Raw genomic sequence first — 24,104 nt, forward strand, 5'->3', positions numbered from 1 at the left:
ACTATATTTACTTGGTTTTTAAAATCGGTTCAACACGCGGACACAGAAAAAGAAGGAGTTGAACAAATATGATACCTGACGGGGATTACTTAAAATACAAACAGTTGAAAACAAAAAACACAGATCCGGCGATTTCAAATGAAGAAAAAACTCATGAAATGAAGAGCAGTAGTTTCCCGATAGTCGGTATCGGCGCCTCAGCAGGCGGCTTGGAAGCTCTTGAACAATTTCTGGGTAATACGCCTGAAAACTGCGGTATGGCGTTTGTCGTTGTTCAGCACCTGGATCCAACCCAAAAAGGGATGCTCCCCGAACTGCTTCAGCGAATTTCCAAAATGAAGGTTTATCAGGCAGAAGACCTGATGAAAGTTAAACCAAACTGTGTTTATGTAATACCCCCGAATAAAAGCATGTCGGTATTTAAAGGCGCGCTTCACCTGTTCGATCCCATCGAAGCCCGTGGACTGCGCCTTCCGATTGATTTTTTTCTTCGTTCGCTGGCCGACGATCAGAAAGAAGATGCTGTTGGTGTAATTCTCTCCGGAATGGGCTCTGACGGGAGTGTGGGAATAAGGGCGATCAAGGAGAATAACGGAATCGTGATGGTGCAGGAACCTGACACGGCCAAATTCGACAGTATGCCACGGAGTGCCATTGACTCCGGCTTGGCTGACCTGATTGCCCCGCCGGATAAATTACCCTCGGAACTCATGTCATTTATGAAACATTTACCGGCTGTAAAATCGAACCTGAGTAACGAAATCAGGGACAAAAGTGCGTTCGAAAAAATAATTATCCTTCTGAGGATACATACCGGCAACGACTTTTCCTTGTATAAAAAAAATACCATTTATCGCCGAATTGAACGAAGAATGGGCGTACATAAAATTGACGAGATTTATTCTTACGTCCATCTATTACAGGAGAATCCCAAGGAAGTACATATCCTGTTCAAAGAACTGATGATTGGCGTAACCAATTTTTTTCGCGATGCACAAGTATGGGAAAAGCTGAAAGAAACCGTTGTTCCGTCCCTGATTGCAAAACAGAGCCACAACTCCGCATTAAGGGCCTGGATACCTGGCTGTTCAACCGGAGAAGAGGCCTACTCGCTGGCGATCGTATTTAAGGAAACGCTTGAAAAATTAAAACCCCACGAGGGAATTTCATTACAGATTTTTGCATCAGATCTCGATAACGATGCCATCGATACCGCCCGGAAAGGATTGTTTTCGGACAATATTGCCGCCGATGTATCGCCAACAAGGCTAAACCGCTTTTTTACCAAAACAGACGACGGCTTTCGTATCAACACAGAAATAAGGGAAATGGTCGTGTTTGCCCAGCACAACATTATTATGCACCCGCCATTTACCAATATCGATATCATTTCGTGCAGAAATCTGCTTATCTATATGGATCCCGAATTGCAACGGGAACTGATAGGTCTGTTCTTTTACAGCCTGACCAACGATGGTATATTACTGTTGGGCAACTCAGAAACACTTGGGGTGCAGGGACATCTTTTTTCAGCAGTAAATTCAAGTTTGAAAATATACAAACGTGCCGAGGCCCCTATGAATCCTGAACTATTCGATTTCCCGTCTTCTTTTTCGCGACCCAAAACAAGTCAAATAGAAACAAAGCTACCTGATAAACCCATTATGAACATTCAAACACTTGCCGATCAACTGCTGCTAAGCCAATTTTCGCCAGCCGGAGTGCTGGTAAACGAAAGTGGCGATATCCTTTATATTAGCGGACGGACCGGTAAATATCTGGAACCGGCGGTGGGCAAAGCAAATCTGAATATCTTTGCTATGCTGCGGCCAGGTTTTCAAAACGATTTTGCCATTGCATTTCGTAAAGCCGTCGTGAAAAAAGAAGCCGTAACATTACACCATGTTAAAATCGGCACAAATGGAGGGACACTTCTGATCAACGTCAACATTCAGTGGATCAGTAAACCGGAACCTTTGTACGGCAAAATCATGATCATTTTTTCGGATGTCCCTGAAACTTCGGAAACCAAACACCTTGCTCAGAAAGGTAAAAGTGTATCGGGCAGCAAACGGGAATCGGAATTGGAAGAAGAATTGCAGCATACCCGGGGAGAGATCCAGAGTATTATGGAAGAAATGCAAACATCGCAGGAAGAGCTGAAATCAACCAACGAAGAATTGCAGTCAACCAACGAGGAGCTTCAATCAACCAATGAAGAATTAACCACTTCTAAAGAAGAAATGCAGAGCCTGAACGAGGAGCTTCAGACAGTGAACGCTGAATTACAGTCGAAGGTGGATGAATTTTCGCGCGTAAACAACGACATGAAAAACCTGCTGAACAGCACCGACATTGCCACCTTGTTTCTCGACAAGGAATTAAATATCCGCCGTTATACCAATCAGGCAACCAAAATATTCAAACTGATTAAAAGCGATATTGGCCGCCCTTTCACCGACCAGGTTTCACAACTTATTTATCCGGAGTTGGCAGAAGATGCCCTGGAAGTGTTAAGGACGTTGATTTTTATTGAAAAGCAAATTCCTACCAAAGACGGCAGGTGGTTTTCCATCCGGATTATGCCCTACCGCACGTTCGACGACCGGATTGACGGGCTCGTCATTACTTTTATCAACATCTCCGATTTAAAACAGGTGGCTGAAGAATTAAACGAAATGCAAAAGCTGAACCAGCTTTTTCTAAATTCATTCCCCGACATTGTCATTAAGTTAAACAACGATTTGATAATTAATGAGTTTAATTCGGTGGCTGAAAAATTCTTCGGCAAAAAACGCGCGGATGTTACCAATCATAAATTTATGGAATTGTTTGTTCCTGAGCCTTTTAGAAAAAAAACAGAACTTGAGATGATTAAAATGCTGCAACAGAACGATAATGATAAATTTAAAATGAAAGTTATTGATAGCAAAGCAACAGAAACAGATGTTGAATGGTCGGTTCATGTCATGTACAACAACCTGCAGATCCCATCAGGAATAATCTTAACAACAACAAAACTAAAATAACAGAACCATGAGCATCGAAGAAATTGATTTCACAAATGCGCAGATGTTGCGCAAAAAAGCTGAAGAAGTACTCAAAGAGCAACAAAAAGATGTGGCCCAATTGGAAAAGGAAACCGATACAAAAAAACTTGTTCATGAGCTGCAGGTACACCAGATAGAACTGGAAATGCAAAACGAAGAGTTGCGTCAGGCTTATGAAACAATGGAATCAGCGCTGAAGAAATACACCATGTTGTTCGATTTAGCTCCGGTAGGGTATTTTTCGCTCGACCCGGAAGGATCTATTTGCGACCTCAATTTCACAGGAGCCGACATGCTCAGGGAAAGACGGTTCTCTCTGATAAACAGCAATTTTAAGCTATTTGTCTCCGAAGCATCAAGGCCTGTTTTTAATAACTTTTTCAGAAAGGTTTACTCCCGGAATGCAAAGGAATCATGCGAAGTAATGCTTGGGTACAACAATAATCCGTTGTGTTTGGTGTACATGGAAGGTGTCGTCACCGAAGATGAACAAAAATGTCTTTTGTCGGTCATCGATATTTCAAAATTCAAACTGAAGAATCAGGAATAATGTGTGAATGATGTAACTCTTGTCCTGAATCGTGTAATGTTTTCCGGGTCATAACGAATTACCTTTAATCCGGGAAGTACCATTTAATACGAATCAGGATGAAAGCACTTATTTCAAATCAATTCACAAAAAAAATCTTCTCCGCCATATTATTGGCGGCCATAATATTTTTTGTCGCTTCATGCGATACGACTGTCCCTTTTTTAAATTCATCGGTCGTACCTGCGGCCACCGGAACTGTAACGCTTAAAAAAGACGGTAACCAGAATTACGCCATCAAGGTGCAGATTGAAAATCTGGCGGAAGTTGAAAGATTACAGTCTTCAAAGCAAATGTATATTGTTTGGATGGAGACAGAACGTGGGAATGCCGAAAATTTAGGACAGTTGAATAGTTCCAGCGGTTTCATGTCGAAAAAACTCAGCGCATCGCTCGAAACCGTTTCATCATTTAAACCGGTCCGGTTTTTTGTCACCACCGAATTTACCCGGAATGTCCGTTATCCAGGTGCGGAAGAAATTCTCACCACGAACAGGTTTGACAAATAAACTACCTGACAGATGAAACGTACAATCTTTGTTGCTTTTATGTTGCTTTCAACCTTCGCATTGGATGCAAATGAACTTACTGAATCGATCAGCCGGTTTATCAACAACAAACCGGGAAATATGCCTTATGTAGTTGATCAGGAGTCCCTTTTTTCCAGTAAAATGCTGCAGCAGTTTTATACAAAAAGGAATTATACCCCGGCATGGATAACTAAAAAAACTTCGGAATGGATAATATCTGATTCTCCACCCTGGATTAACCCTGAAACTCTGGTCAGGGCAAATACTGATGTTCCTGCCTGGATTGAATCTGATATTCCTGTACAATTTAATGCGAACGCTTTGGGCAAAAACGGATTTATATTGCTTGATTATATCCGTCAGATTGACCGGCATGGTTTGCATCCCAACGATTATCATCTAAGCTTGATTGAAAAATATATTGGTAAAATAGTACCCTTTATGCCGATGGATCCGGAGGATATGATGAAACTGGATGTATTACTTACCGATGCGTTTTTATTTTTAGGCCTGCATTTGTATTACGGCAGAGTTGATTCAGAAAATGAAGGCAAGAGTTGGAAGATACAGCGTAAAGCGCCGGAGTTGCAGTTTAATGTAAAACTGGAAGAAGCGCTGGTTTTTAATGACGTTGCCAACGCGCTAAACCTGCTTGCCCCGAGATATCGTGCTTATTGGTTGATGAAAGAGAACCTGGCATTTTTTCTCAGTATCGCCGGTGAACCCTGGCCGGCAATTCTGACGGATACAATCGTTAAGCCCGGCGAATCCAATCAAATCATCCCGGAAATCAGAAAAAGGCTGATAAAATTAAGGTATCCGTTATCCGACAGCATTTCGGTGAACTATGATATTGATTTCGAAAAGCGCCTAAAATCATTTCAGGCAGACTGGGGTTTAAATGCCGATGGTATTATTGGAAAAGGAACCTTACTCGCCTTAAACAGCAAACCGCTAAAGCTTATTAATCAATTGAAGGTAAATATGGAACGGTTCAGGTGGCTTCCACTAAAAGTAACGGAGAAATACATCATGGTAAATATTGCCAATTACAGGCTTTTGATGATCGATGGAGCTGATACCCTGATTTCGATGCGCGTTGTTGTTGGAAAAGAATACCGGGAAACCCCCGTTTTTAATGCACGAATGACTTATATTGTATTTAGTCCGTCATGGACCGTACCCCCCACCATTTTGAAAAATGATGTGATTCCCGAATTAAAAAAAGGTTCAGACTATCTGACTAAAAAAAATATGAAAATTCTAAGGTCCGACGGTTCTGAAATTCTCTACAAAGAAATTAACTGGGAAAATATATCGAGAAACAATTTTCCGTATATGGTGCGCCAAATTCCGGGCTCTGACAATGCATTGGGGAAAGTAAAATTTATGTTTCCAAACAGCAACAACATTTATATTCACGACACTCCCACCAAGGGAACTTTTGCGCGCGACGACAGGGCGGTGAGTTCAGGTTGCATCAGAATTGAAAAACCATTTGAACTGGCCGAACTTTTACTGTACGATTTACCGGAGTGGACTTCAGCGCAAATCCACAACTCCATGCAGCAGAAAAAGGAACAAACGGTCCGGTTAAAAACTCCAATTGATGTGATTTTGTTATACCTGACAGCATGGACCGACGGAAATGGCCGTGTTCAATTCAGAAAAGATATTTACGGGCATGATGAAATCGTGTTGAATGCTTTAAATCAAAAACCGGAAGCCGAAAAAATAAAGATTATCCCTTTTTAACTGCGGCCATTCTGCTGATAACCGGCGATTTTGTCAGATAGCTTGCTGAGGGTACATAAACAAACAGGCATGTGCCGTCTTTGATGGTTTCAATAATTTCCCTGCTCAATTCTTCAGGAACAGCCGGGCAACCGTGACTGCGGCCAAGTCTTCCGTTTTTCCTGATAAATTCTGAAGAAACATAATCAGCGCCATGTATCACAATCGCCCGTTCACGTGCTTTATCGTTAATTCCTTTCTCCATTCCATCAAGCCGAAGTGAAAACCCGTTTTTACCTGAATAGGTTTCGCCCGTGGTATAAAACCCGGGGCTGCTGGCATAAGAGCCTGAATCGTTGGAAAAATTATTGACGATCACTTCGCCCGAATTACGTCCATGCGAAACAAGACAATGGTATAAAACTTTTGCCTCCGCCAGGTCGAGTACCCAAAGCCTCTCTTTGTCTGAAGGCAGGCTGTAATCAATAATAGTCATCACTTCCGGACGACGGATAGTTTGTTCTTCCTTGAGTAATTCGTAGCCGGAAAGTGCGGTCTGCAATAAATCTATAGCAGGAAGTTCAGAAGAGTCTCCGGTATTTGTTAGTTTAAATTTTTCAATCAACAGGGGTGAATTATGGTCCTTATAAGACGCGACACTCCACTCACTTATTACCGAAATCAGAACCAACAACAAAAAAACTAAAACGATTTTCTTTTTCCGCATGGGCCAAAAGTAATTGTTTTTTATTGGTATTCAATGTTTTTCGGTTTTTTAATGTGTGAATGATGTAAACCTTCGTTGGAATTATGTAATGTATTATTGGTTGATGCCGACGACCTTTGTAAAGTGATCTAACATTCAACCATTTTATAGTGAAAATTATTGATCCTGTAATAAAAAAGGTTAAAAAACTTCCCAATGTAAAAAAGCAAGTTATAAAGCTTAGCGAAAAAACCATTGAGAAAACGCAGGAAGCGAATGTTTTCTTTTCAGGATTAGGCGATTTCTTTTTGTTTCTTTGGCAAACTGTAAAAGAAACTTTTTCTCTGGATTTTGAATTGAACGAGTTCCTGCGCCAGTGTTTTCAAATTGGATACAAAACGTTGCCGCTTATTTCAATAACCGGCCTTATAATCGGGTTGGTGCTAACCATACAAACGCGGCCTGTTTTGGTCGATTTCGGTGCGGTATCTATGCTTCCGGGAATGGTTGCATTATCAATCATCCGGGAAATGGGACCGGTGATTACCGCATTAATCTGTGCCGGAAAAATTGGCTCGGGCATGGGGGCCGAACTGGGTTCAATGAAAGTATCGGAACAAATTGATGCCATGGAAGTTTCTTCCACCCATCCCATGCGTTTTCTGGTGGTCACAAGGGTTTTGGCTGCCACGCTGATGATTCCCATTTTGGTTTTATATGCCGATGCTCTTGGAATTCTGGGAAGTTGGGCCGGTGCAAATATTAAAGGAAGCGTCACTTTTGTTTTGTTTTTCAATCAGGCATTCAGGGTGGTTGATTTTATGGATCTTTTACCTGCCGTAATCAAGACATTCTTTTTTGGCGCTGTCATCGGGCTCGTGGGTTGTTACAAAGGGTATTCCGCAGGGCGCGGAACAGAAAGCGTGGGCAAAGCGGCCAATTCGGCCGTGGTGCTTGCGTCTCTGCTTGTGATCATTGTTGACTTGATTGCTGTTCAGATAACCGATATGCTTTTATGATAAAAATATAAGATATGATTGAAAATGAAACGGTTAATCCGGGAAATGTAAATACATCCGATCTGGTTATTGAAATTAACAACCTCAGTAAAGGTTTTGCCGATTTGCAAGTATTAAAAAACTTGTCGTTAAAGCTTTTTGAAGGCGAAAACCTGGTCGTGCTCGGAAAATCAGGCTCAGGAAAATCGGTTCTTATTAAATGCATTGTCCGTTTGTTAACCCCCGACCAGGGTACAATTACAGTACTGGGTAAAAATGTAAATGAATTAAACAGTAAGGGGCTTGCCGCGCTGAGGGAAAAAATTGGTTTCCTTTTTCAGAGCGGTGCGCTGTATGATTCCATGACCATTAAACAAAACCTTGAATTTCCTTTACGCAGAATAAAAAAGAAACTCACGAAAAAGGAAAGGGACCAAAAAATTGAGGAGGTTTTGGAGAATGTGGGTTTGGCCGACACGTTGCACAAAATGCCCTCCGAGCTTTCGGGAGGAATGCGTAAACGGGCAAGCCTGGCGCGCACCATTGTCGTCGATCCGATGATTATGTTGTACGATGAGCCAACCACCGGACTCGATCCGGTAACTTCTGACGGAATAAGCGCTTTGATTAATGATGTTCAAAAAAAATACAAAACATCATCCATCATCATCACGCACGATATTGAATGTACCCGTGCCACTGCCGACAGAATTATCATGTTGCATGACGGCGAGGTTTACATGGAAGGGAATATCGATGAATTCGAAAATTCATCCGATGAGCTGATCCGGTCTTTTTTCAAACAAAAAACATAAAAAATGGAAAATCATACTCCACGATTTAAGACACGGCTGGGAATTTTTATTGCAGGAGGAATAACAATTTTTGTTATTGCGATTTTTATTATCGGCAAACAACAGAATTTGTTTAATCCCGTGTTTAAAATTACAACTACCTTTTTCAACGTTAGCGGCCTTCAGATTGGAAATAATATCCGGTTCTCGGGCATCGACGTTGGCATTGTCGATAACATTAAAATTATTAATGATTCAACAGTGCAGGTTGATATGCTTGTCAGAAAAGATGTGCAGCAGTTTATAAAGGCAGACAGTTATGCGGGTATTGGGTCCGAAGGTATTATTGGCGACCGGGTGGTAATCATCACCCAGGGGAGTAATGATGCGCCAATGGCAAATGACGGTCAGCAGATTTTATCAAAGGAGCCTATCGAGACTGACGCCATTATGATAAGTCTGCATTCAACAGCCGTTAATGCTGAACTTATTACACTTCAACTTGCTGAAATAATGATGAATATCAACAGCGGGAAGGGTACGCTCGGAAGATTAATCCAGGATTCAACCATCGCAGAAAATATCAATCAGACCATTGGAAACTTCAAAAAAAGTTCGGCAGGACTGGATGAAACGATAGATCTTACCAAAGAAAATGTGTTTGCTTTTATGGAGAGCCTGCAAAAAACTGCCTCAAAAACTGAAGTTGCCTCGCACCAGCTTGGTGAAATTATGATGAAAATAAACAGTGGCGAAGGAGCCATCGGAATGTTGATTCAGGATACAACGATCGTAAAAAACATTGATGAAACCATTATCAACCTAAAAGAAAGCAGCAAAGGGCTGAACGAAAACATGGAAGCGCTCAAACACAACTTCCTTTTCAGGGGATATTTTAAGCGGAAGAGTAAAGAAGAGGAAAAAAAGAAAATGGAAGCAGAAATGTGAGAACCGGCAGAATATAAGTGAAAAAGCAACGGATAAGTGATTTCACATAAAAACATAACGGAAGACGTAAAATGGCAATCAGGGTGCCTGCGCCAGACCGTTTTTAAAGGAGAACAATGTGGATAAAAAGTGTAGCAATATTGTTGTTTATTTTACTGACTACAAATGATCTTGCATTTGCACAGGAAATTACAGTTCAAAAAGATTCGACCCATCTTTACGAGAACATCGAAACCTATTCCGAAAAAAGCAAGTTTACCAAATTTATGTTCCGGCTTTTTTTTAAACCGGCAGCACCACCACCCGCACTAAAAATACTGAATAAAAGACTGATACAGAAACCTTACGGTTCTTTTGAAGGGAAAATCATCCGGCAAATCAATATTGTAACGCTCGACCCGTTTGGATATTCGATTGGCGACACGATTGCGGCATCGCTCAACTATTTATCCAACACCGGAAACAAATTTCATGTTAAAACCCATCACAACACCATTCGTAACCTCTTACTGATCCATAAAAATCAACCCTTCGATTCGCTGCTCATAAAAGAATCTGAACGTTTGATACGCAGCATGAATTACATCACCGATGTATCGTTTTATATAGTTTCAGCGCCTGAAACGAATGATTCTGTTGATATTTTCATCCGCGAACTGGATAGCTGGAGCCTTATCCCCGGAGGCTCCGGGTCGTCTTCGCGCCTAACCTTTAAACTGAGAGAAAACAATTTCATTGGCACGGGCCACGAGTTTCGAAATGGAATTATCTGGAACCATTCAACCGGCAACATGGCTTATCGGATGAAATACTTTATTCCGAATATTCGGAATACCTATATTAATTCAACGTTGCAATATGGTACTGATGAATACGGAAATTTTATTAAAAATTTTGCCGTCGATCGTCCGTTTTTTTCCCCGTTGGCGAAGTGGGCGGCAGGTATAAGTTTTTCGCAACACCTTCACAAAGATACAATCCTGTCAATCAACTTTATGCGCTTTAAGTACAATGCACAAGATTACTGGGCGGGGAACGCCATACCTGTTTTCAGGGGAAATTCGGAATATAGCCGTACAACCAGGTTCATTTCTGCCGCACGTTTTATCCGGATCCGTTTTATCGAAAAGCCCCCTGAAACGATTGACACGCTCCGGTTTTACAGCGACGAGAATTTTTACCTCTCCAGCATAGGCGTAGCAACACGGTTGTATATAAAAGACAAGTATATTTTCAAGTTTGGAATAACAGAAGATGTTCCGGTTGGAAAAGTTATCAGCCTGACCGGCGGTTACCAGGAAAAAAACAATCTTGGGCGCTTCTATGTTGGAGCACGTCTTTCTTCGGGCAATTATTATACGTGGGGATACCTGAGTTCCAATATCGAATTTGGTACGTTCCTCCGGTCAGCGCAGGCTGAGCAGGGTGTTTTCAGGGCCGCCTTAAATTATTTTACAGGATTGATTGAAATCGGACAATGGAAATTCAGGCAGTTTATTAAACCGCAGATTATTATTGGCATCCACCGTACTGCGTACGACAGTTTAACAATTAACAACGAATATGGGCTGAGAGGTTTTAACAGCCCGGTTTTGTCGGGCAACAGCCGTTTGTTGCTTACATCGCAAACACAATTTTACGCTCCGTGGAATTTTATCGGGTTTCATTTTGGCCCCTATTTAAACGTTTCGTTGGGTATGCTTGGCGATGCAAAAAAGGGTTTCCAGGCAAGCAAAGTGTATTCGCAAATAGGATTGGGCGTTTTAATAAAAAATGATAACCTGGTTATGAATGCTTTTCAATTATCCATTTCGTTCTATCCGGCAATTCCCGGTAAAGGGAATAATATTCTTAAAATGAACTCTTTTCAAACCACCGATTTCGGCTTCCGTGATTTTGAAATTGGGAAACCGGCGCCTGTTGTATTCCGATGAAATCAATTGTCGTATTTTATGTGAGAATGATGTAACTCTTACTTGAAATTGTGTAACATTTCCCGTATTCATTGAGCGTAATTTTATCTCTGCTAACTGAACCTGATTCAGGGGGTTCATAAATACAATGCCCTGAAAAATTCGCGTTACACCATTCCTGGCTTAGCGGTACTTCTTTGGGCAATCATAACGATTACATAAAAACATTAAAATAATTAGAAATGAAATCAATAAAACGGTTAGGGATTTTTAACACAACAGGAGATATCATAAAAGAGTAAATCGATATGGATGAACCAAATCCAAAAAACGTTGCCCTAATTGTTGCTCACCCCGACGATGAAACATTATGGGCCGGAGGAACAATTTTGAGCCATCCGTCCTGGAATTGTTTTATTGTTTCGGTTTGCCGGGGAAATGATACCGACCGTGCATCAAAATTTTATAAAGCATTAAAGGTGTTGAAATCGGAAGGCAATATGGGTGATCTGGATGACGGTCCCGATCAGGCTCCATTGGATGAAGACAAGGTTGAACAAGCCATTTTAAATTTGTTGCCTGTAAGACATTACGATTTGATTATTTCCCATAATCCAAACGGGGAATATACCCGTCATATCCGGCACGAAGAAGTAAGCAAGGCAGTTATTAATCTCTGGAACAACCGTAAAATAAGTGCTGATGAACTGCGGACTTTTGCTTACGAAGACGGTCATCGGGAATACCATCCGCGGCCAATTATCAATGCGGCAATTTACCGGCCACTTACCAAACGGATCTGGCATCGGAAGTACCGTATTCTGAGGGAAACTTACGGATTTGAAAAAGAAAGCTGGGAGGTACAAACAACTCCCCGGGATGAAGCATTCTGGCAGTTTACCAATCCGTTTCTTGCAAAAAAATGGCTAAATAACGGAGGAATTTACAGATGAAAGTATTGATTTTATACGATTACCCACCCTCACCCGGAGGACTTGCTACCCAGGGAGATTTATTATACAAAGGACTTGTTGCTATGGGCATTGACGCCCACCCTGTGCATTTTGAATCGGCACAGGAAAAAGAATGGTATTACCGTTGGTTTGAACCCGACATTGTTGTTGGGGTCGGTTACTGGGGTCACACCCCACAACTGGTGCTTCACCCGCAGCGATATGGTGTGCAACCGGTTCCCTGGCTGGTTGCCGATGGATATATCGCCAATTACCAGGAGGTGTTAAATGCACTGCCGCTGATTCTGGTAACATCAAACTGGGTAAAGGAAATGTATGTCCGCGATGGAATTAACGGCGACAAGATTGAGGTGTTACCTGTTGGTTGCGATACGGATTCATTTAAACCTTTTGGCAAAAATGACCCAAAAATTGCGGCTGTGCGTGAAGCGTTGGGTGTTTCTCCCGATCAGTTAATGATTCTCACCGTTGGAGGTGACGCCGCATCAAAAGGCGCTCAGGAGGTGATGCAGGCACTGGCCATAATCGACACAAAAGCGCCCGACTGGAAATATGTATGCAAAGTATGGCCGCAGCCACGAACCAAAACACAAAACCTGGCCGATCTGCAATTAGCTACAGATTTGGGAATTGAAAAAAATGTAACATATGCCACTAATACCATTTCGCGTAATTTTATGCCCTACCTGATTGGCGCATGTGATATTTATGCCGCGCCTTCCCGTTTGGAAGGTTTCGGAATGCCGCAGGTGGAAGCCGGCGCCTGCGGAAAACCGGTTATAAGTTTAAAAGCCATGGGGATGCTGGATACATTGATTCACAGAGAAACAGCTCTTCTTGCAAAAGTCGCGCGTAAAATTGATGTGGGCGAAGTAATGATTGGCGAAGAATCAGGATTTGAAGATCAGCATAAAGTGATTTTCAAAGTACCCAGAACTGTGGATTACCGGGCTAATGTACAGGATATCGCAAAGTACTTGTTAGAACTTATGAAAGATGATGCCCTACGTGATAAAATGGGTCAGGCAGGCAGGGAGAGGGTTGTTGAGAATTTCGACTACCGTGTAGTTGCCAAACGGTTTGTACAAATCATCAACCTGAGATTGGGAATACATTGATATAACTCATGGAACAATTATAAAATTCATAAATTATGAATGGAATACTTTATCTGGTATCCGACGAATCAAAATTTGTTCGCTTTTATTATGATCTGGATATTAACCTCGAAGGGATTGAGACGATAAACTATTTATTGCAGCGAATAGAAAGTCTTCAGAATGAGATTGTTGTACTTAAGAATAGGCTTCGGTTTTACGAAGGATAATATTTCGATAATTTATAGGATAAGATTATGCAAACCAATAACGAAAAAGAGATTGAACAAGCCAGTAAAGCTGCCCTCGAAGTTTTACTCCACAATGATCACGGACCTTATCATGGACTTCCGCGCACTGCCGGCTGGGGATATCCTGAACCGTACACACGCGATCTGATGATTTCCATTTTGGGAATTGCAGTTTCAGGGAATGAAAAGCTATTGGAGAGTATCCGAAAAGTATTGGAAACATTGGCAAAAAACCAAACCGAACATGGCCATATTCCATCACTGGTCCATGACGCCGATGATCGCGGCGCCAGTGATACAACTCCACTGTTTTTAATGGCTGCCGGAATATTCAGAAAAGTTACGGGTGAACCTGATTTCCTTGAGGAGGCAGTTGAAAAAGCGCTGGTCTGGATGGATTATCAAAGTCCTGCCGATCGCAGTTTGGTTGCACAGCAACCCACAAGCGACTGGCGTGATGAACAATGGGTAATTGGGAAAGGACTTTATGTGAATACCTTGGTTTACAGTTATCTCCGGATCTTGGAAAAAAATGAGAAAGCCGATAACTTAAGAGATGAGATGGGTCGTTTTACGATAACAAAAGGCTCAATGCACCATCATGTTCACGAAGGACTGGTGGTAAAACACAAACCTTACTACGCTTTTTGGTCATATAAAATTTTTAGCAGCGAGCGCTTCGATCTGCTTGGAAATAGTCTTGCCATTCTTTCAGGAATCGCTTCACCTTCACGTGCCGATGAAATGGTTTCGTGGATTGAAGAGGAATGTGTTGCTATGCATGAAAGAGGTGAATTAACAGGGGATCTTCCACCCAATTTTTTCCCTTTTATTAAACCTGAAGATCCCGACTGGCACGAACGATATTCAACCTATAATCAACCAGGGGACTACCACAATGGCGGAATTTGGCCTTTTATATGCGGATTCTATGTGGCTGCCCTGATTGCTGCAAAACGATTTAAACTCGCCGAAGAAAAACTCATAGCGCTCACCCGTTTGGTTAGAGTTACGCGTACTGACAGCCTTGAATTTGGTTTTAATGAATGGATTAAAGCGCAGGACGGCAAACCAATGGGACAGGACTGGCAGACCTGGAGCGCCGCAATGTATCTGTATGCGGCAAAATGTGTGGAAGAAAAAAGAACACCGTTTTTTGAGGAAATAAGAGACCTGAATATCAAACATTAAATAATGCAAATCAAGGGTTAAATTGCTAATGTTATAAAGCATGGCATACAAATAGATCGTCATAATCTCCTGGTCGCTAAATGCGGGTTTGTTATTGCCCGTGAACCTTTGCAACCCTTGATTCGCATAAATAGTCGCCCAATTGCAAGCCTTGAAGGGAAACTGGTACTCGATGCATTTTGGTGAAATAAAAATCACAAGTTCTGAAAAGCAGCTTGATTTCGACGTTCAGGTTTGTTGCAGTGCTGTTGAACCGGATAATGTGCAGGTGGAACTATTCGCCAATGGCTTATCTGCTAACAGAAAGATTTGGATTGAAAAATCGAAACTCCATTTCTGATTAAGCACAGTGTCTCTCAAATGTTTTTTTATCATCCTGTTTTGTATTCAGAATTTTTATAGGCTAATTTTAAAACATTCAGATTTTCAAGCAAATGCAGAACAGAGGTTTCGGAGGCCTGAGAGATAAACTGTTTCAAACTAATTTTAAGTTCGATTTGTGAAACTCTTCGTAAGCTTGCAAAACAGTTAAATGAGAAATTAGATAAGCGAGCGAACTCTCTGCTCCCTGGTTGCGGTTTACACCATAACTTTCAAAACCATCGCAACACCCTTTGGTTTCAAAATCGTACAAACTCATGCGCAAATCGTTTTCACCCAGGAACCACAAAAAAGAGGTATACAATTTATTCAGGTAATCCTTGTCTTTTGTAACAAAATAGGCTTCGTGGTACATTAAAACCATCGCCATTGCATCTATGGGTTGCTGTGCAAAAACAGAGCGTTCGCCTTCTTTTTTATACCATTTTTCATTGCCAATTACCGATAAATAATTGTCCTTTAAGGTATGCTCTGTCAAAAAGTTCATCGAATCGATAGCGGTTTGGGTAATTTTATCATCATTCAGTATTTTTGCTGAATGCAACATTGCCAAAGGAAGAATTCCATTATCATAGGCCAGCAAAGATTCAAACCAATTCCAGCCGGCAGACTGGTTTTCCTGGTAATGCTTTTGTAAAACATTAGCGAGATTTCTCAGCCTTTCCGTCATTGAATCGTCAGCCGGGTTGCTTTTCAGATAATGGCTGATGCCAATCATGGTATTGGCGATCCCGCGGATGGAGGTTAATTTTTCAAAATTGGGAGCTGCATTGAAAAATAGAAGTTTCCCCGTTTGATAATACGCATCGTTTGGCGCATTCGCGAGCAAATAACCCAAGGCCCAGATGGTACGGCCAAACGAATCTTCGGAACCAATTTCATCCAGAAAATTACGGTTAAAACTCAGAAAATTTCGAAAAGTCCCGTTTGGATTTTGCAGATAATGGATATAGCTCAGATAAATGGGCGACAGTTCAAGCGCACGGTTGTCTTTCATTTGGCGGTAAGCCATTAACACCATCAGCAGAGCGCGCGAATTGTCATCCAGGCAATAACCTTCCTTTAAATTGGGAATGCCAAACTTGGCATGTTGAATGATGCCCGTGTCATCGGTAAGCCGGTTAATATGCGCAAGAGAAAAGGGGGGAAGGATAAGTAAATCGGGTTCCAATTCTTTTTTAATAATAACCGGGGTCTCATCCTTCACCGTTTTCTCGGCAAGAGCAACATATTTTTCTCCGGTTTTTGGCCAGGTAATATTTTTGCCATATTCTGCTGCTTTGTTCTTTAGTTTTACTTGTTCTCCGGGTTTATCAAGGAGTTTTGTTAATGTGTTTGCAAGGTCATCCGAATCATTAAACTGAAATAACCTCCCTCTTCCATTGGACAGTAATTCAGCAGCGTGCCAGTATGGTGTTGAAAGAACAGCCGCCCCAACGCCGACAGCATACGAAAGAGTGCCGCTGGTAATCTGGGCTTCGTTTAAATACGGTGTGATGTAAATATCGCAGGCATATAAATATTTGAACAAATCCTGTTCATCAATAAATTCATTCAAAAAAACAACGTGATCTTCAAGGTGCAGGTTTTTCACCAAACGAAGGAGAAAAATCCGGTATTCTTCACCTGAATGCCGAAGTACATTTGGATGCGTTTTCCCTAAAACGATGTAAATAACTTCGGGATACTTTTTAACCACTTCGGGCAATGCTTTTATAACCGTTTCAATACCCTTGCTTCGCCCGATAAAACCAAAGGTTAGCAGCACTTTCTTGTTTTCGAGTTTAAACTCTTTTTTTGATTTCTGGGGACTAAACTGAATATCCGGGACCCCATGTTCAATCAGGGCTATTTTTTCTTTTGGCACATCGTAAATGGTGGTCAGAAACTCCACTGCCTTGTGGCTCATTACCACAATTTTATGGGCCATTTTGCAAATTTCTTTTAAAACAGCTTTCTCGTTGTACGAAGGTGTTTTGAGTATGGTATGAAGGGTTACTATAAGGGGAATTTCGAGCCGGTGAAGCAAAGGAAGGATGTACACCCCGCTTTGTCCGCCAAATATGCCAAACTCGTGCTGGAGGATACAAACATCGGCACCGCTGAGATTAATGTATTTAACGGCTTTTAAATAATCTTCCTGATGATCCTGCCGGATGGTAACTTTTACTTCTTCCGGGTATTTATAGGTGAGATCGTTATCGTTTAATGCAACCACGAAACCTTCATGTTTTTGGAGGTTTTTGCCTGACAACATCGATTTAAACAGGTTGTTCGTGAAGGTTCCAATACCACATTCGCGGGGCGGGTAAGTTGCAATATAAGTGATTTTCATTTATTTGATGATTACGTTCAAGGAAGTTAATAAGCCAATATCCTGTATTTTGCGAGGAAGGAGTTCCCGTTCAAAATAAACCAAATCCTTGTGGCTGGGGTTTTCCTGTATTTTGCAATAATATACTCGGTCAACATATCGTCTGACTATCAAATTTTGATTTGGATTAACCTTCGCATGCACTAGTTCGCCTTCTTTAAATTTGTTTTCCATTTTTGTATTTAACTTGTACCCTTGCTATTTTTAACTCTGTTTGTCTTGCGGTAATTCTATTTATATCAAAAATCAGATTAAACTCGAATCGCTCTTTCCGGCCTTTTTTGCAGCCTTATCAGCTCTTTTTTCTTTCAAACTTTTTACCGCTTCCTTTTTTATATTTTTTCTTTCTTTTCCTTCTTTGCTTTTTGCCATGACGCTTATTATTTAAGTACTTTTATTAAATTATGCTACCTTCATATCCGCTTTTGATCACTGTTGAGATCATTTTGAACCGACCGTTTGCTTTTACAACATTAGAAGCGTGTGCAGGAATAATAATACCTTGTCCCGTTTGAAGTATGTTTGGCTGATCATCAATGATAACTTCCGCCGTTCCTTCAATAATCTGAATAAAAGTGTCGAACGGAGAAATTTTCTCGGCCAGCGCTTCTCCGGTATCGATGGCAACAACGCAAATATTTCCTGTGGTTTTTTTGATTATGGTTTTGCAAACCACCGAATTGGGAACATATTCTATGATTTCAATAAGTATATGAATTTTTGATTTTTCTATTTCGTTCATTTTTAATAGACTATATTATTAAAATCATATCAAAGGTACTCCCACCCAATTTCGAAAATGTTACACAATTGATATTATAATTTACATCATTCACACATTGCCGATATGCGGCGCAATCCGTAAACGGTTCTGAAATGATAACCATAAACGGTATATGTAATGGCATCAACCATTAATTCTGGCTTTTTGAAAAGGGTCCAAATAATGAATTTCCAGTATTCCGTTCTCCCCTTGTTGAGGAAACCAATAATATAAACCGATTTAATAAAAGCCATCAGCAAGGAAAACCGCATTGTACTTTGTCCTTTACTCATCCGGTTGTAATTCAGCATTAACTGCCTAACCCTTTTGTAATAAGGTTTTACGGAATAAATATTGTGGATTATCTTTTTATATCCTTCCTGAAGCTCATCGTAATCCATTTTGGGTATAAAATTCATCGTTGAATCCGTATTGTTCCCGGTAGCTTCAGCCGTTAAACGGTTTTCTGCTTTTAACTGTTGATAGAGTTTTGTGTTTTTGGGTGCATTTAATAACCCTACCATAGCCGAAACAATTCCGCTTTTCTGGATAAAATCGATCTGCCGCTGAAAAACCGTTGGGGTATCACTGTCGAAACCAACAATAAAACCAGCGGAAACCTGAATTCCAGCTTGCTGTATTTTTTTTACACTATCCAGTAAATCGCGGTTTAAATTTTGTACTTTATTGCAATAGCTCAGCGATTTTTCTTCGGGGGTTTCAATGCCGATAAATGTTGAGCTAAACCCGGTTTCAACCAGCAGCGCCATCAGTTCGTCATCGTCGGCAAGGTCAATTGAGGATTCAATATTAAACGTAAACGGATACTTGTGAACTATCATCCACTTTTTCATGGCAGGCAGGAGATTGTATTTTATCTCTTTTTTGTTCCCAATAAAATTATCATCGACAATTGAAACCGGCCCTCGCCATTTTATCGTATGGTATAAAACATCCAACTCATTAATAATCTGAGCTGTACTTTTCTTTCGTACCTTATGTCCCAAAAGCTGCGTTATTTCGCAAAAATTGCAGTTAAACGGGCATCCACGTGTAACCTGGATATTCATAAAAGCATAATCTTTTACCGATAATAAATGAAAGTCGGGAACCGGTGATTGAGTAAGATCAGCAAATTCTTCTGTAGCATAAACCCTCCGGGGTTTTCCCGCGTTCAAATCGGACAGGAAAAGGGGCATGGTTATCTCTGCTTCATTTAAAATAAAATGATCGATATCGGGATAATTGGGATATTCCTGGGTAAAAAGCGGGCCGCCTGCCACAATTTTTTTGTTCCACTTTTTGCTTTCAGCAATTACCTTGCTTACCGATTCTTTTTGAACATACATGGCGCTTATAAAAACATAATCGGCCCACTGAACATCGCTTGTCCGAAGTGGAGAGATATTCAAATCCACCAGTTTTTTCTCCCATATATCGGGCAACATTGCCGACACTGTAATTAAACCAAACGGAGGTACGGCTGCTTTCTTAGAAATAAATTTCAGGGCATGGGTAAAACTCCAGAACGAGTCGGGGCATTTCGGATAAACCAATAAGACTTTCATTTTTTTTGATTTGTTGGCAACCCATAGCAATGCAATCCTTTTTCTCAGAAAGCAATTAAACCAATGAATTACAAAGTAAATTTCGAGATTTGGGTTAAAAATGTGTTACACAATTCTGGATAATATTTACATTATTCACACATCTTCAAGTGTTTCGCGACGTTTGTTTTTGAGTTTCTTGAAATGAGTGGGGGTAAGACCGGTGTATTTTTTAAACTGATTGGAAAGATGGGCAACACTGCTGTAATGCATTCGGTAAGCAATTTCCGAAAGATTCAGTTCGTCATAAACAATCAGCTCTTTTACCCTTTCAATTTTATGGATGAGGTAAAATCTTTCGATGGTAATGCCTTTTACTTCCGAAAAAAGATTGGCAAGGTAGGTATAATCGTAATCGAGTTTTTCACTGAGGTAATCCGAAAGATTTACCTTGATTTGGTCTTCGGTATAATGAACCAATTCGATAATGGCGCTTCTTATTTTTTCAACAAGAATACTTTTTTTGTTGTCCATTAAAACCAAACCTGCCTTTTTCAAATCTGTTTTTAACTGTTCCATCTGGTCAGGCTTAACATCTCCAATAATATCAGCCTCACCAATCCTAACATAAACATATTGAAGGCCGAGTTTCTCGAGTTCGGCTTTCACTACCATCTGGCAGCGAATGCAAACCATATTTTGGATGTATAACTTCAATTCATGTTTGTCTTAAGAAGTTAAAATTACGATATTAAAGGTACGTAACCTAATGTCGTTTAGTTAAGAAGTGAATACATATTGGTTTTAGTTAACTAATTTATTTGCCGGGGTACTTGTCAATTATTCAATATATCTCTTGAATGATTGAATTAAGAAATTATCTTTGTCGAAAATAAAACGAAGAAAATGAAAGGACGTGAATTCAAAGATGCCATGTACGATGGCCTTTCAAAATTGATGAAAGCCTTAGCCAATCCCGCTCGATTGGAAATCATCGAGATGCTTTCTCAAGGTGAAAAGAGCGTGGAAGGGGTTGTGGCAGCCACCAACCTGACAGTAGCCAACGCCTCGCAACATTTACAGGTCCTAAAAAACAACAACATTGTGAAATTCAGGAAAGAGGGACATTACGTTTATTATTCCCTTGTGAATAGTGAATTTTTAGCGCTTTACCAGCACATTACGAAATATGCCGTTACCGAAATTGCCGAACTGGAAAAAACACTGAACCGGCAACGCGAAGACCATAAAGCGCTCAACTCGGTGAGCCTGGACGAACTGGAGACAATGATTCACAACAAAAATGTGTTGTTGCTGGATGTCAGGCCTTCAACAGAATACGAGTTCGACCACATTACCGGAGCGGTTTCGATACCTATGAAAGAATTGTTGTGTTGCCTGAAAGATTTTTCGAAAGAGCAGGAAATTATTGCATACTGCCGCGGGCCGTTTTGTGTTTTGGCAGATGAGGCGGTGAGGGTACTTTCTGAAAATGGATTTAAGGTCAGGAGACTCGATGAAGGTTATCCGGAATGGAAAATGAGGCAACTGGAAAAAGAAAACCGCTAAAATTCAACAACCCAAAAATTCCACTTAATGAAAAAATACCTGGCCATATTCGTTTTTGTTCGGTTCTTTTCGCCCAATAGCACCAAGGCGAACAGTTTTGCACAGATTGCTCCTTCCGATGATGCCGATTTTTTTTATCCAGGCCGGCTACTATTTCAATACTCCGGTTGCTGTGGAAAACATCCAACCCTTTTCGGTATGAAACAGTTTCGGTAGAACAAAAGGATAACACCGGCATTTTCAGCGGCGGGCTCAATTATTATCTCAAAGGGACAATGCCAAACTCAGCCTGGATTAGATAATGATTGATTATTCAGAATTTGAAAGCCAAAATATTTTTACCGTGCAATTGGCGGTAGGAATTTAAACTCAAAAAGAATGAGCGTACCGATTTATCTTGATTACAACGCCACCACACCCATCGCTCCGGAAGTGGTTGAAGAAATGTGGCCATACATCCGGACTCACTTCGGAAATCCTTCGAGCAGTAATGCCATAGGAAGGCACAACAAGGAAGCCATTGAAAAGGCGCGGATGCAGGTGGCAAACCTTATCGGCGCGTTGCCTGAAGAAATCATTTTTACCAGCGGTGGCACCGAATCAAACAACTATGCCATCCGGGGAGCCGTTTTTGCCAATCAACAAAAAAGCAAACACATTATTACTTCTGCGGTGGAACACCCGGCAGTGACGGAGGTTTGCAAATCCCTTAAAAAACAGGGTTACGAAATAACCTGGCTCCCGGTTGATGCCTTCGGGAAGGTAAACCCGGCAAACCTTGAAAAGTCGGTTCGACCTGACACGGTGCTGATTTCCATTATGCACGCCAACAACGAAGTGGGCACCATTCAGCCTATAAAAGAAATTGGAGAACTGGCCAAAAAGCATGGCGCGATTTTCCATACCGATGCCGCTCAGTCGGTTGGCAAAATTAAAACCAATGTCAATGAACTGGGTGTTGATTTGCTTTCGATTGCGGGACATAAATTGTATGCGCCCAAAGGAATCGGCGCTCTGTATATTCGGAATGGAGTGAAGCTGGAAAACCTGATTTTTGGCGCTGGTCAGGAACGCGGATTGCGCCCCGGAACCGAAAATGTGCCTTATATTGTAGCCTTGGGCAAAGCCTGTGAACTGGCCAATGAAAACCTGGATGGGAACAAACAGCACCTGTTTCAAATGCGACAACTTTTACTTCAAGGGTTGAAAGAAACATGCCAAACAACTGTAAAAGTGAACGCCGACCTAAACAATTGCCTGCCCAACACCTTGAGTATTGCTTTCGGCGGAGTGGAAGCGCACACGCTGGCGTCATTTGTCAGCAGCCGGGTGAGTTTTTCCACCGGCTCCGCCTGCCATGCCGATTCCATTGAAATATCGCCGGTATTAAAAGCCATGAACACCGACCGGAAAACAGCCGCCGGAACAGTACGAATTTCAACAGGAAAATTCACCACAAACGAAGAAATAGACCACGCTGTTGAAGCCATTTCAACAGCTGTAAATCAACTTAGTCACGCAAAATAACCTTTAAATGATACATACTATGAAAAGAACAATTTTCTCTCTTGCCATCATTTTGCTGTTTCTGTCAAACGGTTTTTCGGCATCGGGCAATTCGAAACCAGAGCAGTATTCTCCCACATCCATCGGAATGGTGATTTATTCCAACGATGTTGAAACCGTATGGAATGCATTCAGACTCGCCAATCACGCAATAAATCAGGGTGACACGGTTCAGGTTTTCCTCCTTGCAAAAGGGGTGGAAGTTGATAATCTGGTGAAAGAAAACGAAGATCTGGAAGAACAGGTGAACAAGTTCCTGGGAAAAGGAGGAAAAATTCAAGGCTGCGGGACTTGCTTGCAAAGCCGCAATATGGATGGACCCCAAATTTGCACTTTTTCATCGATGGCCGATTTATACGGTATCGTGAGAAAAAATAAAATCATATTAACTTTCTAATATAGAACATCATGCAGAAAATTTTGATTTTAATTAACGACGGACCTTACGGAACAGAAAATGCTTATAACGGAATCCGTTTGGCCAACCAGTTAAACAAAGTCCACGAAGATGTGGAAGTACGGATTTTCCTGATGGCCGATGCAGCGTCCTGCGCCGTAGCCGGGCAAACCACGCCCAACGGCTATTACAACATCGAACGAATGATGAAGTACTCCATTAAAAAAGGCGCCAAAGTAAAAATCTGCGGGTCATGTGCCGATGCCCGTGGATTAAAGAATGCTGAGCTTATTGAAGGAACTGAAATCAGCACCATGGCCGAATTAACCGAATGGGTGGCAGATAGCGACAAAGTAGTTACCTTTTAAATACTTGGGGATGAAGCAAAAACCGTTCGACACCCTTGCTTCAGAACATGAAGCCAGGTTTGTTGAAAATAAAGTCCTTTTTCAATCGGAGCTGCTCGCTTTGAAGCAAGTTGTTCGGCTGATAAAAAAGGAGTTGAAATTGGTATCGGCAGCAGCATTTTTTCAGAACAGCTTGGTGCCAGGTTTGCGTTGACCCATCAAAAAAAATGTTGGAATATGCCCGGCAAAGGGGATTGGAGGTGCAAAACGGTGTGGCCGAATACCTGCCCTACGAAACGGCTCCTTCGACTTTATTGTACCGATGTTGTACCCGTCCCCAAAAAAAAAGAAGAAGCTATATTTTGATCTAACTTCTTGATTTTAA

General features: G+C 41.3%; 22 protein-coding genes. 16 read left to right on the plus strand and 6 right to left on the minus strand.

Going from position 1 to position 24,104, the window contains the following annotated elements:
* The first annotated feature begins 158 nt into the window (after positions 1-158).
* From AC6H3C_RS19225 to AC6H3C_RS19240, 4 genes are all read left to right on the plus strand, one after another.
* Complete coding sequence (locus tag AC6H3C_RS19225) at positions 159-3,029, plus strand: chemotaxis protein CheB (protein WP_497517136.1); 2,871 nt, start codon at positions 159-161, stop codon at positions 3,027-3,029.
* A gap of 7 nt (positions 3,030-3,036) precedes the next feature.
* Positions 3,037-3,600 (plus strand): PAS domain-containing protein, encoded by a 564-nt coding sequence (locus AC6H3C_RS19230; RefSeq protein WP_497517137.1) that lies wholly within the window; start codon positions 3,037-3,039, stop codon positions 3,598-3,600.
* 98 nt (positions 3,601-3,698) lie between these two features.
* Positions 3,699-4,148 carry a hypothetical protein gene (locus AC6H3C_RS19235; protein WP_497517138.1) on the plus strand — a complete coding sequence of 150 codons (450 nt, stop codon included), beginning with the start codon at positions 3,699-3,701 and terminating at the stop codon, positions 4,146-4,148.
* A 12-nt stretch (positions 4,149-4,160) separates the two neighbouring features.
* A complete protein-coding gene (locus AC6H3C_RS19240; RefSeq protein WP_497517140.1) occupies positions 4,161-5,924 on the plus strand; it encodes a L,D-transpeptidase family protein in 1,764 nt (587 codons plus the stop codon).
* Here the strand turns inward: AC6H3C_RS19240 and AC6H3C_RS19245 are convergent.
* Complete coding sequence (locus AC6H3C_RS19245; RefSeq protein WP_497517141.1) at positions 5,911-6,528, minus strand: murein L,D-transpeptidase catalytic domain family protein; 618 nt, start codon at positions 6,526-6,528, stop codon at positions 5,911-5,913. The genes AC6H3C_RS19240 and AC6H3C_RS19245 overlap by 14 nt on opposite strands.
* A 251-nt stretch (positions 6,529-6,779) precedes the next feature.
* Here AC6H3C_RS19245 and AC6H3C_RS19250 point away from each other — a divergent pair, with 251 nt between their 5' ends.
* The 8 genes from AC6H3C_RS19250 (at position 6,780) to AC6H3C_RS19285 (ending at position 14,775) form a co-directional block, all read left to right on the plus strand.
* The gene (locus tag AC6H3C_RS19250) at positions 6,780-7,628 is read left to right on the plus strand and encodes an MlaE family ABC transporter permease (protein WP_497517142.1); all 849 of its coding nucleotides are present in this window, start codon (positions 6,780-6,782) and stop codon (positions 7,626-7,628) included.
* A gap of 14 nt (positions 7,629-7,642) precedes the next feature.
* The gene (locus AC6H3C_RS19255; protein WP_497517143.1) at positions 7,643-8,422 is read left to right on the plus strand and encodes an ABC transporter ATP-binding protein; all 780 of its coding nucleotides are present in this window, start codon (positions 7,643-7,645) and stop codon (positions 8,420-8,422) included.
* 3 nt (positions 8,423-8,425) lie between these two features.
* The gene (locus AC6H3C_RS19260; RefSeq protein WP_497517144.1) at positions 8,426-9,349 is read left to right on the plus strand and encodes an MlaD family protein; all 924 of its coding nucleotides are present in this window, start codon (positions 8,426-8,428) and stop codon (positions 9,347-9,349) included.
* A gap of 116 nt (positions 9,350-9,465) precedes the next feature.
* Positions 9,466-11,283 (plus strand): hypothetical protein, encoded by a 1,818-nt coding sequence (locus AC6H3C_RS19265; protein ID WP_497517145.1) that lies wholly within the window; start codon positions 9,466-9,468, stop codon positions 11,281-11,283.
* Between the two features lie 287 nt (positions 11,284-11,570).
* Positions 11,571-12,215 carry a PIG-L deacetylase family protein gene (locus AC6H3C_RS19270; protein ID WP_497517146.1) on the plus strand — a complete coding sequence of 215 codons (645 nt, stop codon included), beginning with the start codon at positions 11,571-11,573 and terminating at the stop codon, positions 12,213-12,215.
* A complete protein-coding gene (locus AC6H3C_RS19275) occupies positions 12,212-13,354 on the plus strand; it encodes a glycosyltransferase family 4 protein (protein WP_497517147.1) in 1,143 nt (380 codons plus the stop codon). Before AC6H3C_RS19270 ends, AC6H3C_RS19275 begins: the two co-directional genes overlap by 4 nt.
* 35 nt (positions 13,355-13,389) lie before the next feature.
* Positions 13,390-13,563 (plus strand): chaperone modulator CbpM, encoded by a 174-nt coding sequence (locus AC6H3C_RS19280; RefSeq protein ID WP_497517148.1) that lies wholly within the window; start codon positions 13,390-13,392, stop codon positions 13,561-13,563.
* 27 nt (positions 13,564-13,590) lie between these two features.
* Positions 13,591-14,775, plus strand: a complete 1,185-nt coding sequence (locus AC6H3C_RS19285) for a glycoside hydrolase 100 family protein (protein WP_497517149.1) — start codon at positions 13,591-13,593, stop codon at positions 14,773-14,775.
* Positions 14,776-15,250: 475 nt separating this feature from the next.
* Here the strand turns inward: AC6H3C_RS19285 and AC6H3C_RS19290 are convergent, their stop codons facing one another.
* The 5 genes from AC6H3C_RS19290 to AC6H3C_RS19310 form a co-directional block, all read right to left on the minus strand.
* Positions 15,251-17,491 (minus strand): glycosyltransferase family 4 protein, encoded by a 2,241-nt coding sequence (locus AC6H3C_RS19290; RefSeq protein WP_497517150.1) that lies wholly within the window; start codon positions 17,489-17,491, stop codon positions 15,251-15,253.
* A 285-nt stretch (positions 17,492-17,776) separates the two neighbouring features.
* Positions 17,777-17,902: a hypothetical protein gene (locus tag AC6H3C_RS19295; RefSeq protein ID WP_497517151.1), complete on the minus strand. Its 126-nt coding sequence runs from the start codon at positions 17,900-17,902 to the stop codon at positions 17,777-17,779.
* 25 nt (positions 17,903-17,927) lie between these two features.
* The gene (locus AC6H3C_RS19300; protein ID WP_497517152.1) at positions 17,928-18,272 is read right to left on the minus strand and encodes a cupin domain-containing protein; all 345 of its coding nucleotides are present in this window, start codon (positions 18,270-18,272) and stop codon (positions 17,928-17,930) included.
* 86 nt (positions 18,273-18,358) lie between these two features.
* Positions 18,359-19,861, minus strand: a complete 1,503-nt coding sequence (locus AC6H3C_RS19305) for a B12-binding domain-containing radical SAM protein (RefSeq protein ID WP_497517153.1) — start codon at positions 19,859-19,861, stop codon at positions 18,359-18,361.
* A gap of 135 nt (positions 19,862-19,996) precedes the next feature.
* A complete protein-coding gene (locus tag AC6H3C_RS19310; protein ID WP_497517154.1) occupies positions 19,997-20,557 on the minus strand; it encodes a helix-turn-helix domain-containing protein in 561 nt (186 codons plus the stop codon).
* 189 nt (positions 20,558-20,746) lie between these two features.
* On the opposite strand from AC6H3C_RS19310, the gene AC6H3C_RS19315 reads away from it, so the two are divergent.
* The 4 genes from AC6H3C_RS19315 (at position 20,747) to AC6H3C_RS19330 (ending at position 23,740) form a co-directional block, all read left to right on the plus strand.
* Positions 20,747-21,409, plus strand: coding sequence for a metalloregulator ArsR/SmtB family transcription factor (locus AC6H3C_RS19315; RefSeq protein WP_497517155.1), 663 nt, complete (start codon positions 20,747-20,749; stop codon positions 21,407-21,409).
* A 378-nt stretch (positions 21,410-21,787) separates the two neighbouring features.
* A complete protein-coding gene (locus AC6H3C_RS19320; RefSeq protein WP_497517156.1) occupies positions 21,788-22,936 on the plus strand; it encodes a cysteine desulfurase family protein in 1,149 nt (382 codons plus the stop codon).
* 19 nt (positions 22,937-22,955) lie between these two features.
* A complete protein-coding gene (locus AC6H3C_RS19325) occupies positions 22,956-23,372 on the plus strand; it encodes a DsrE family protein (protein WP_497517158.1) in 417 nt (138 codons plus the stop codon).
* An 11-nt stretch (positions 23,373-23,383) separates the two neighbouring features.
* On the plus strand, positions 23,384-23,740 hold the full coding sequence (locus tag AC6H3C_RS19330) for a DsrE/DsrF/TusD sulfur relay family protein (protein WP_497517159.1): 357 nt from the start codon (positions 23,384-23,386) through the stop codon (positions 23,738-23,740).
* The last annotated feature ends 364 nt before the right edge of the window (positions 23,741-24,104 follow it).

Source organism: Gaoshiqia sp. US2, assembly GCF_059705485.1.

Excerpts from the sequence above, each read along its gene's own strand:
- AC6H3C_RS19225 (WP_497517136.1), top strand. The coding sequence starts at position 159 with ATGAAGAGCAGTAGTTTCCCGATAGTCGGTATCGGCGCCTCAGCAGGC.
- AC6H3C_RS19230 (WP_497517137.1), top strand. The coding sequence starts at position 3,037 with ATGAGCATCGAAGAAATTGATTTCACAAATGCGCAGATGTTGCGCAAA.
- AC6H3C_RS19235 (WP_497517138.1), top strand. The coding sequence starts at position 3,699 with ATGAAAGCACTTATTTCAAATCAATTCACAAAAAAAATCTTCTCCGCC.
- AC6H3C_RS19240 (WP_497517140.1), top strand. The coding sequence starts at position 4,161 with ATGAAACGTACAATCTTTGTTGCTTTTATGTTGCTTTCAACCTTCGCA.
- AC6H3C_RS19255 (WP_497517143.1), top strand. The coding sequence starts at position 7,643 with ATGATTGAAAATGAAACGGTTAATCCGGGAAATGTAAATACATCCGAT.
- AC6H3C_RS19260 (WP_497517144.1), top strand. The coding sequence starts at position 8,426 with ATGGAAAATCATACTCCACGATTTAAGACACGGCTGGGAATTTTTATT.
- AC6H3C_RS19265 (WP_497517145.1), top strand. The coding sequence starts at position 9,466 with ATGTGGATAAAAAGTGTAGCAATATTGTTGTTTATTTTACTGACTACA.
- AC6H3C_RS19270 (WP_497517146.1), top strand. The coding sequence starts at position 11,571 with ATGGATGAACCAAATCCAAAAAACGTTGCCCTAATTGTTGCTCACCCC.
- AC6H3C_RS19275 (WP_497517147.1), top strand. The coding sequence starts at position 12,212 with ATGAAAGTATTGATTTTATACGATTACCCACCCTCACCCGGAGGACTT.
- AC6H3C_RS19280 (WP_497517148.1), top strand. The coding sequence starts at position 13,390 with ATGAATGGAATACTTTATCTGGTATCCGACGAATCAAAATTTGTTCGC.
- AC6H3C_RS19285 (WP_497517149.1), top strand. The coding sequence starts at position 13,591 with ATGCAAACCAATAACGAAAAAGAGATTGAACAAGCCAGTAAAGCTGCC.
- AC6H3C_RS19290 (WP_497517150.1), bottom strand. The coding sequence starts at position 17,491 with ATGAAAATCACTTATATTGCAACTTACCCGCCCCGCGAATGTGGTATT.
- AC6H3C_RS19295 (WP_497517151.1), bottom strand. The coding sequence starts at position 17,902 with ATGGCAAAAAGCAAAGAAGGAAAAGAAAGAAAAAATATAAAAAAGGAA.
- AC6H3C_RS19300 (WP_497517152.1), bottom strand. The coding sequence starts at position 18,272 with ATGAACGAAATAGAAAAATCAAAAATTCATATACTTATTGAAATCATA.
- AC6H3C_RS19305 (WP_497517153.1), bottom strand. The coding sequence starts at position 19,861 with ATGAAAGTCTTATTGGTTTATCCGAAATGCCCCGACTCGTTCTGGAGT.
- AC6H3C_RS19315 (WP_497517155.1), top strand. The coding sequence starts at position 20,747 with ATGAAAGGACGTGAATTCAAAGATGCCATGTACGATGGCCTTTCAAAA.
- AC6H3C_RS19320 (WP_497517156.1), top strand. The coding sequence starts at position 21,788 with ATGAGCGTACCGATTTATCTTGATTACAACGCCACCACACCCATCGCT.
- AC6H3C_RS19325 (WP_497517158.1), top strand. The coding sequence starts at position 22,956 with ATGAAAAGAACAATTTTCTCTCTTGCCATCATTTTGCTGTTTCTGTCA.
- AC6H3C_RS19330 (WP_497517159.1), top strand. The coding sequence starts at position 23,384 with ATGCAGAAAATTTTGATTTTAATTAACGACGGACCTTACGGAACAGAA.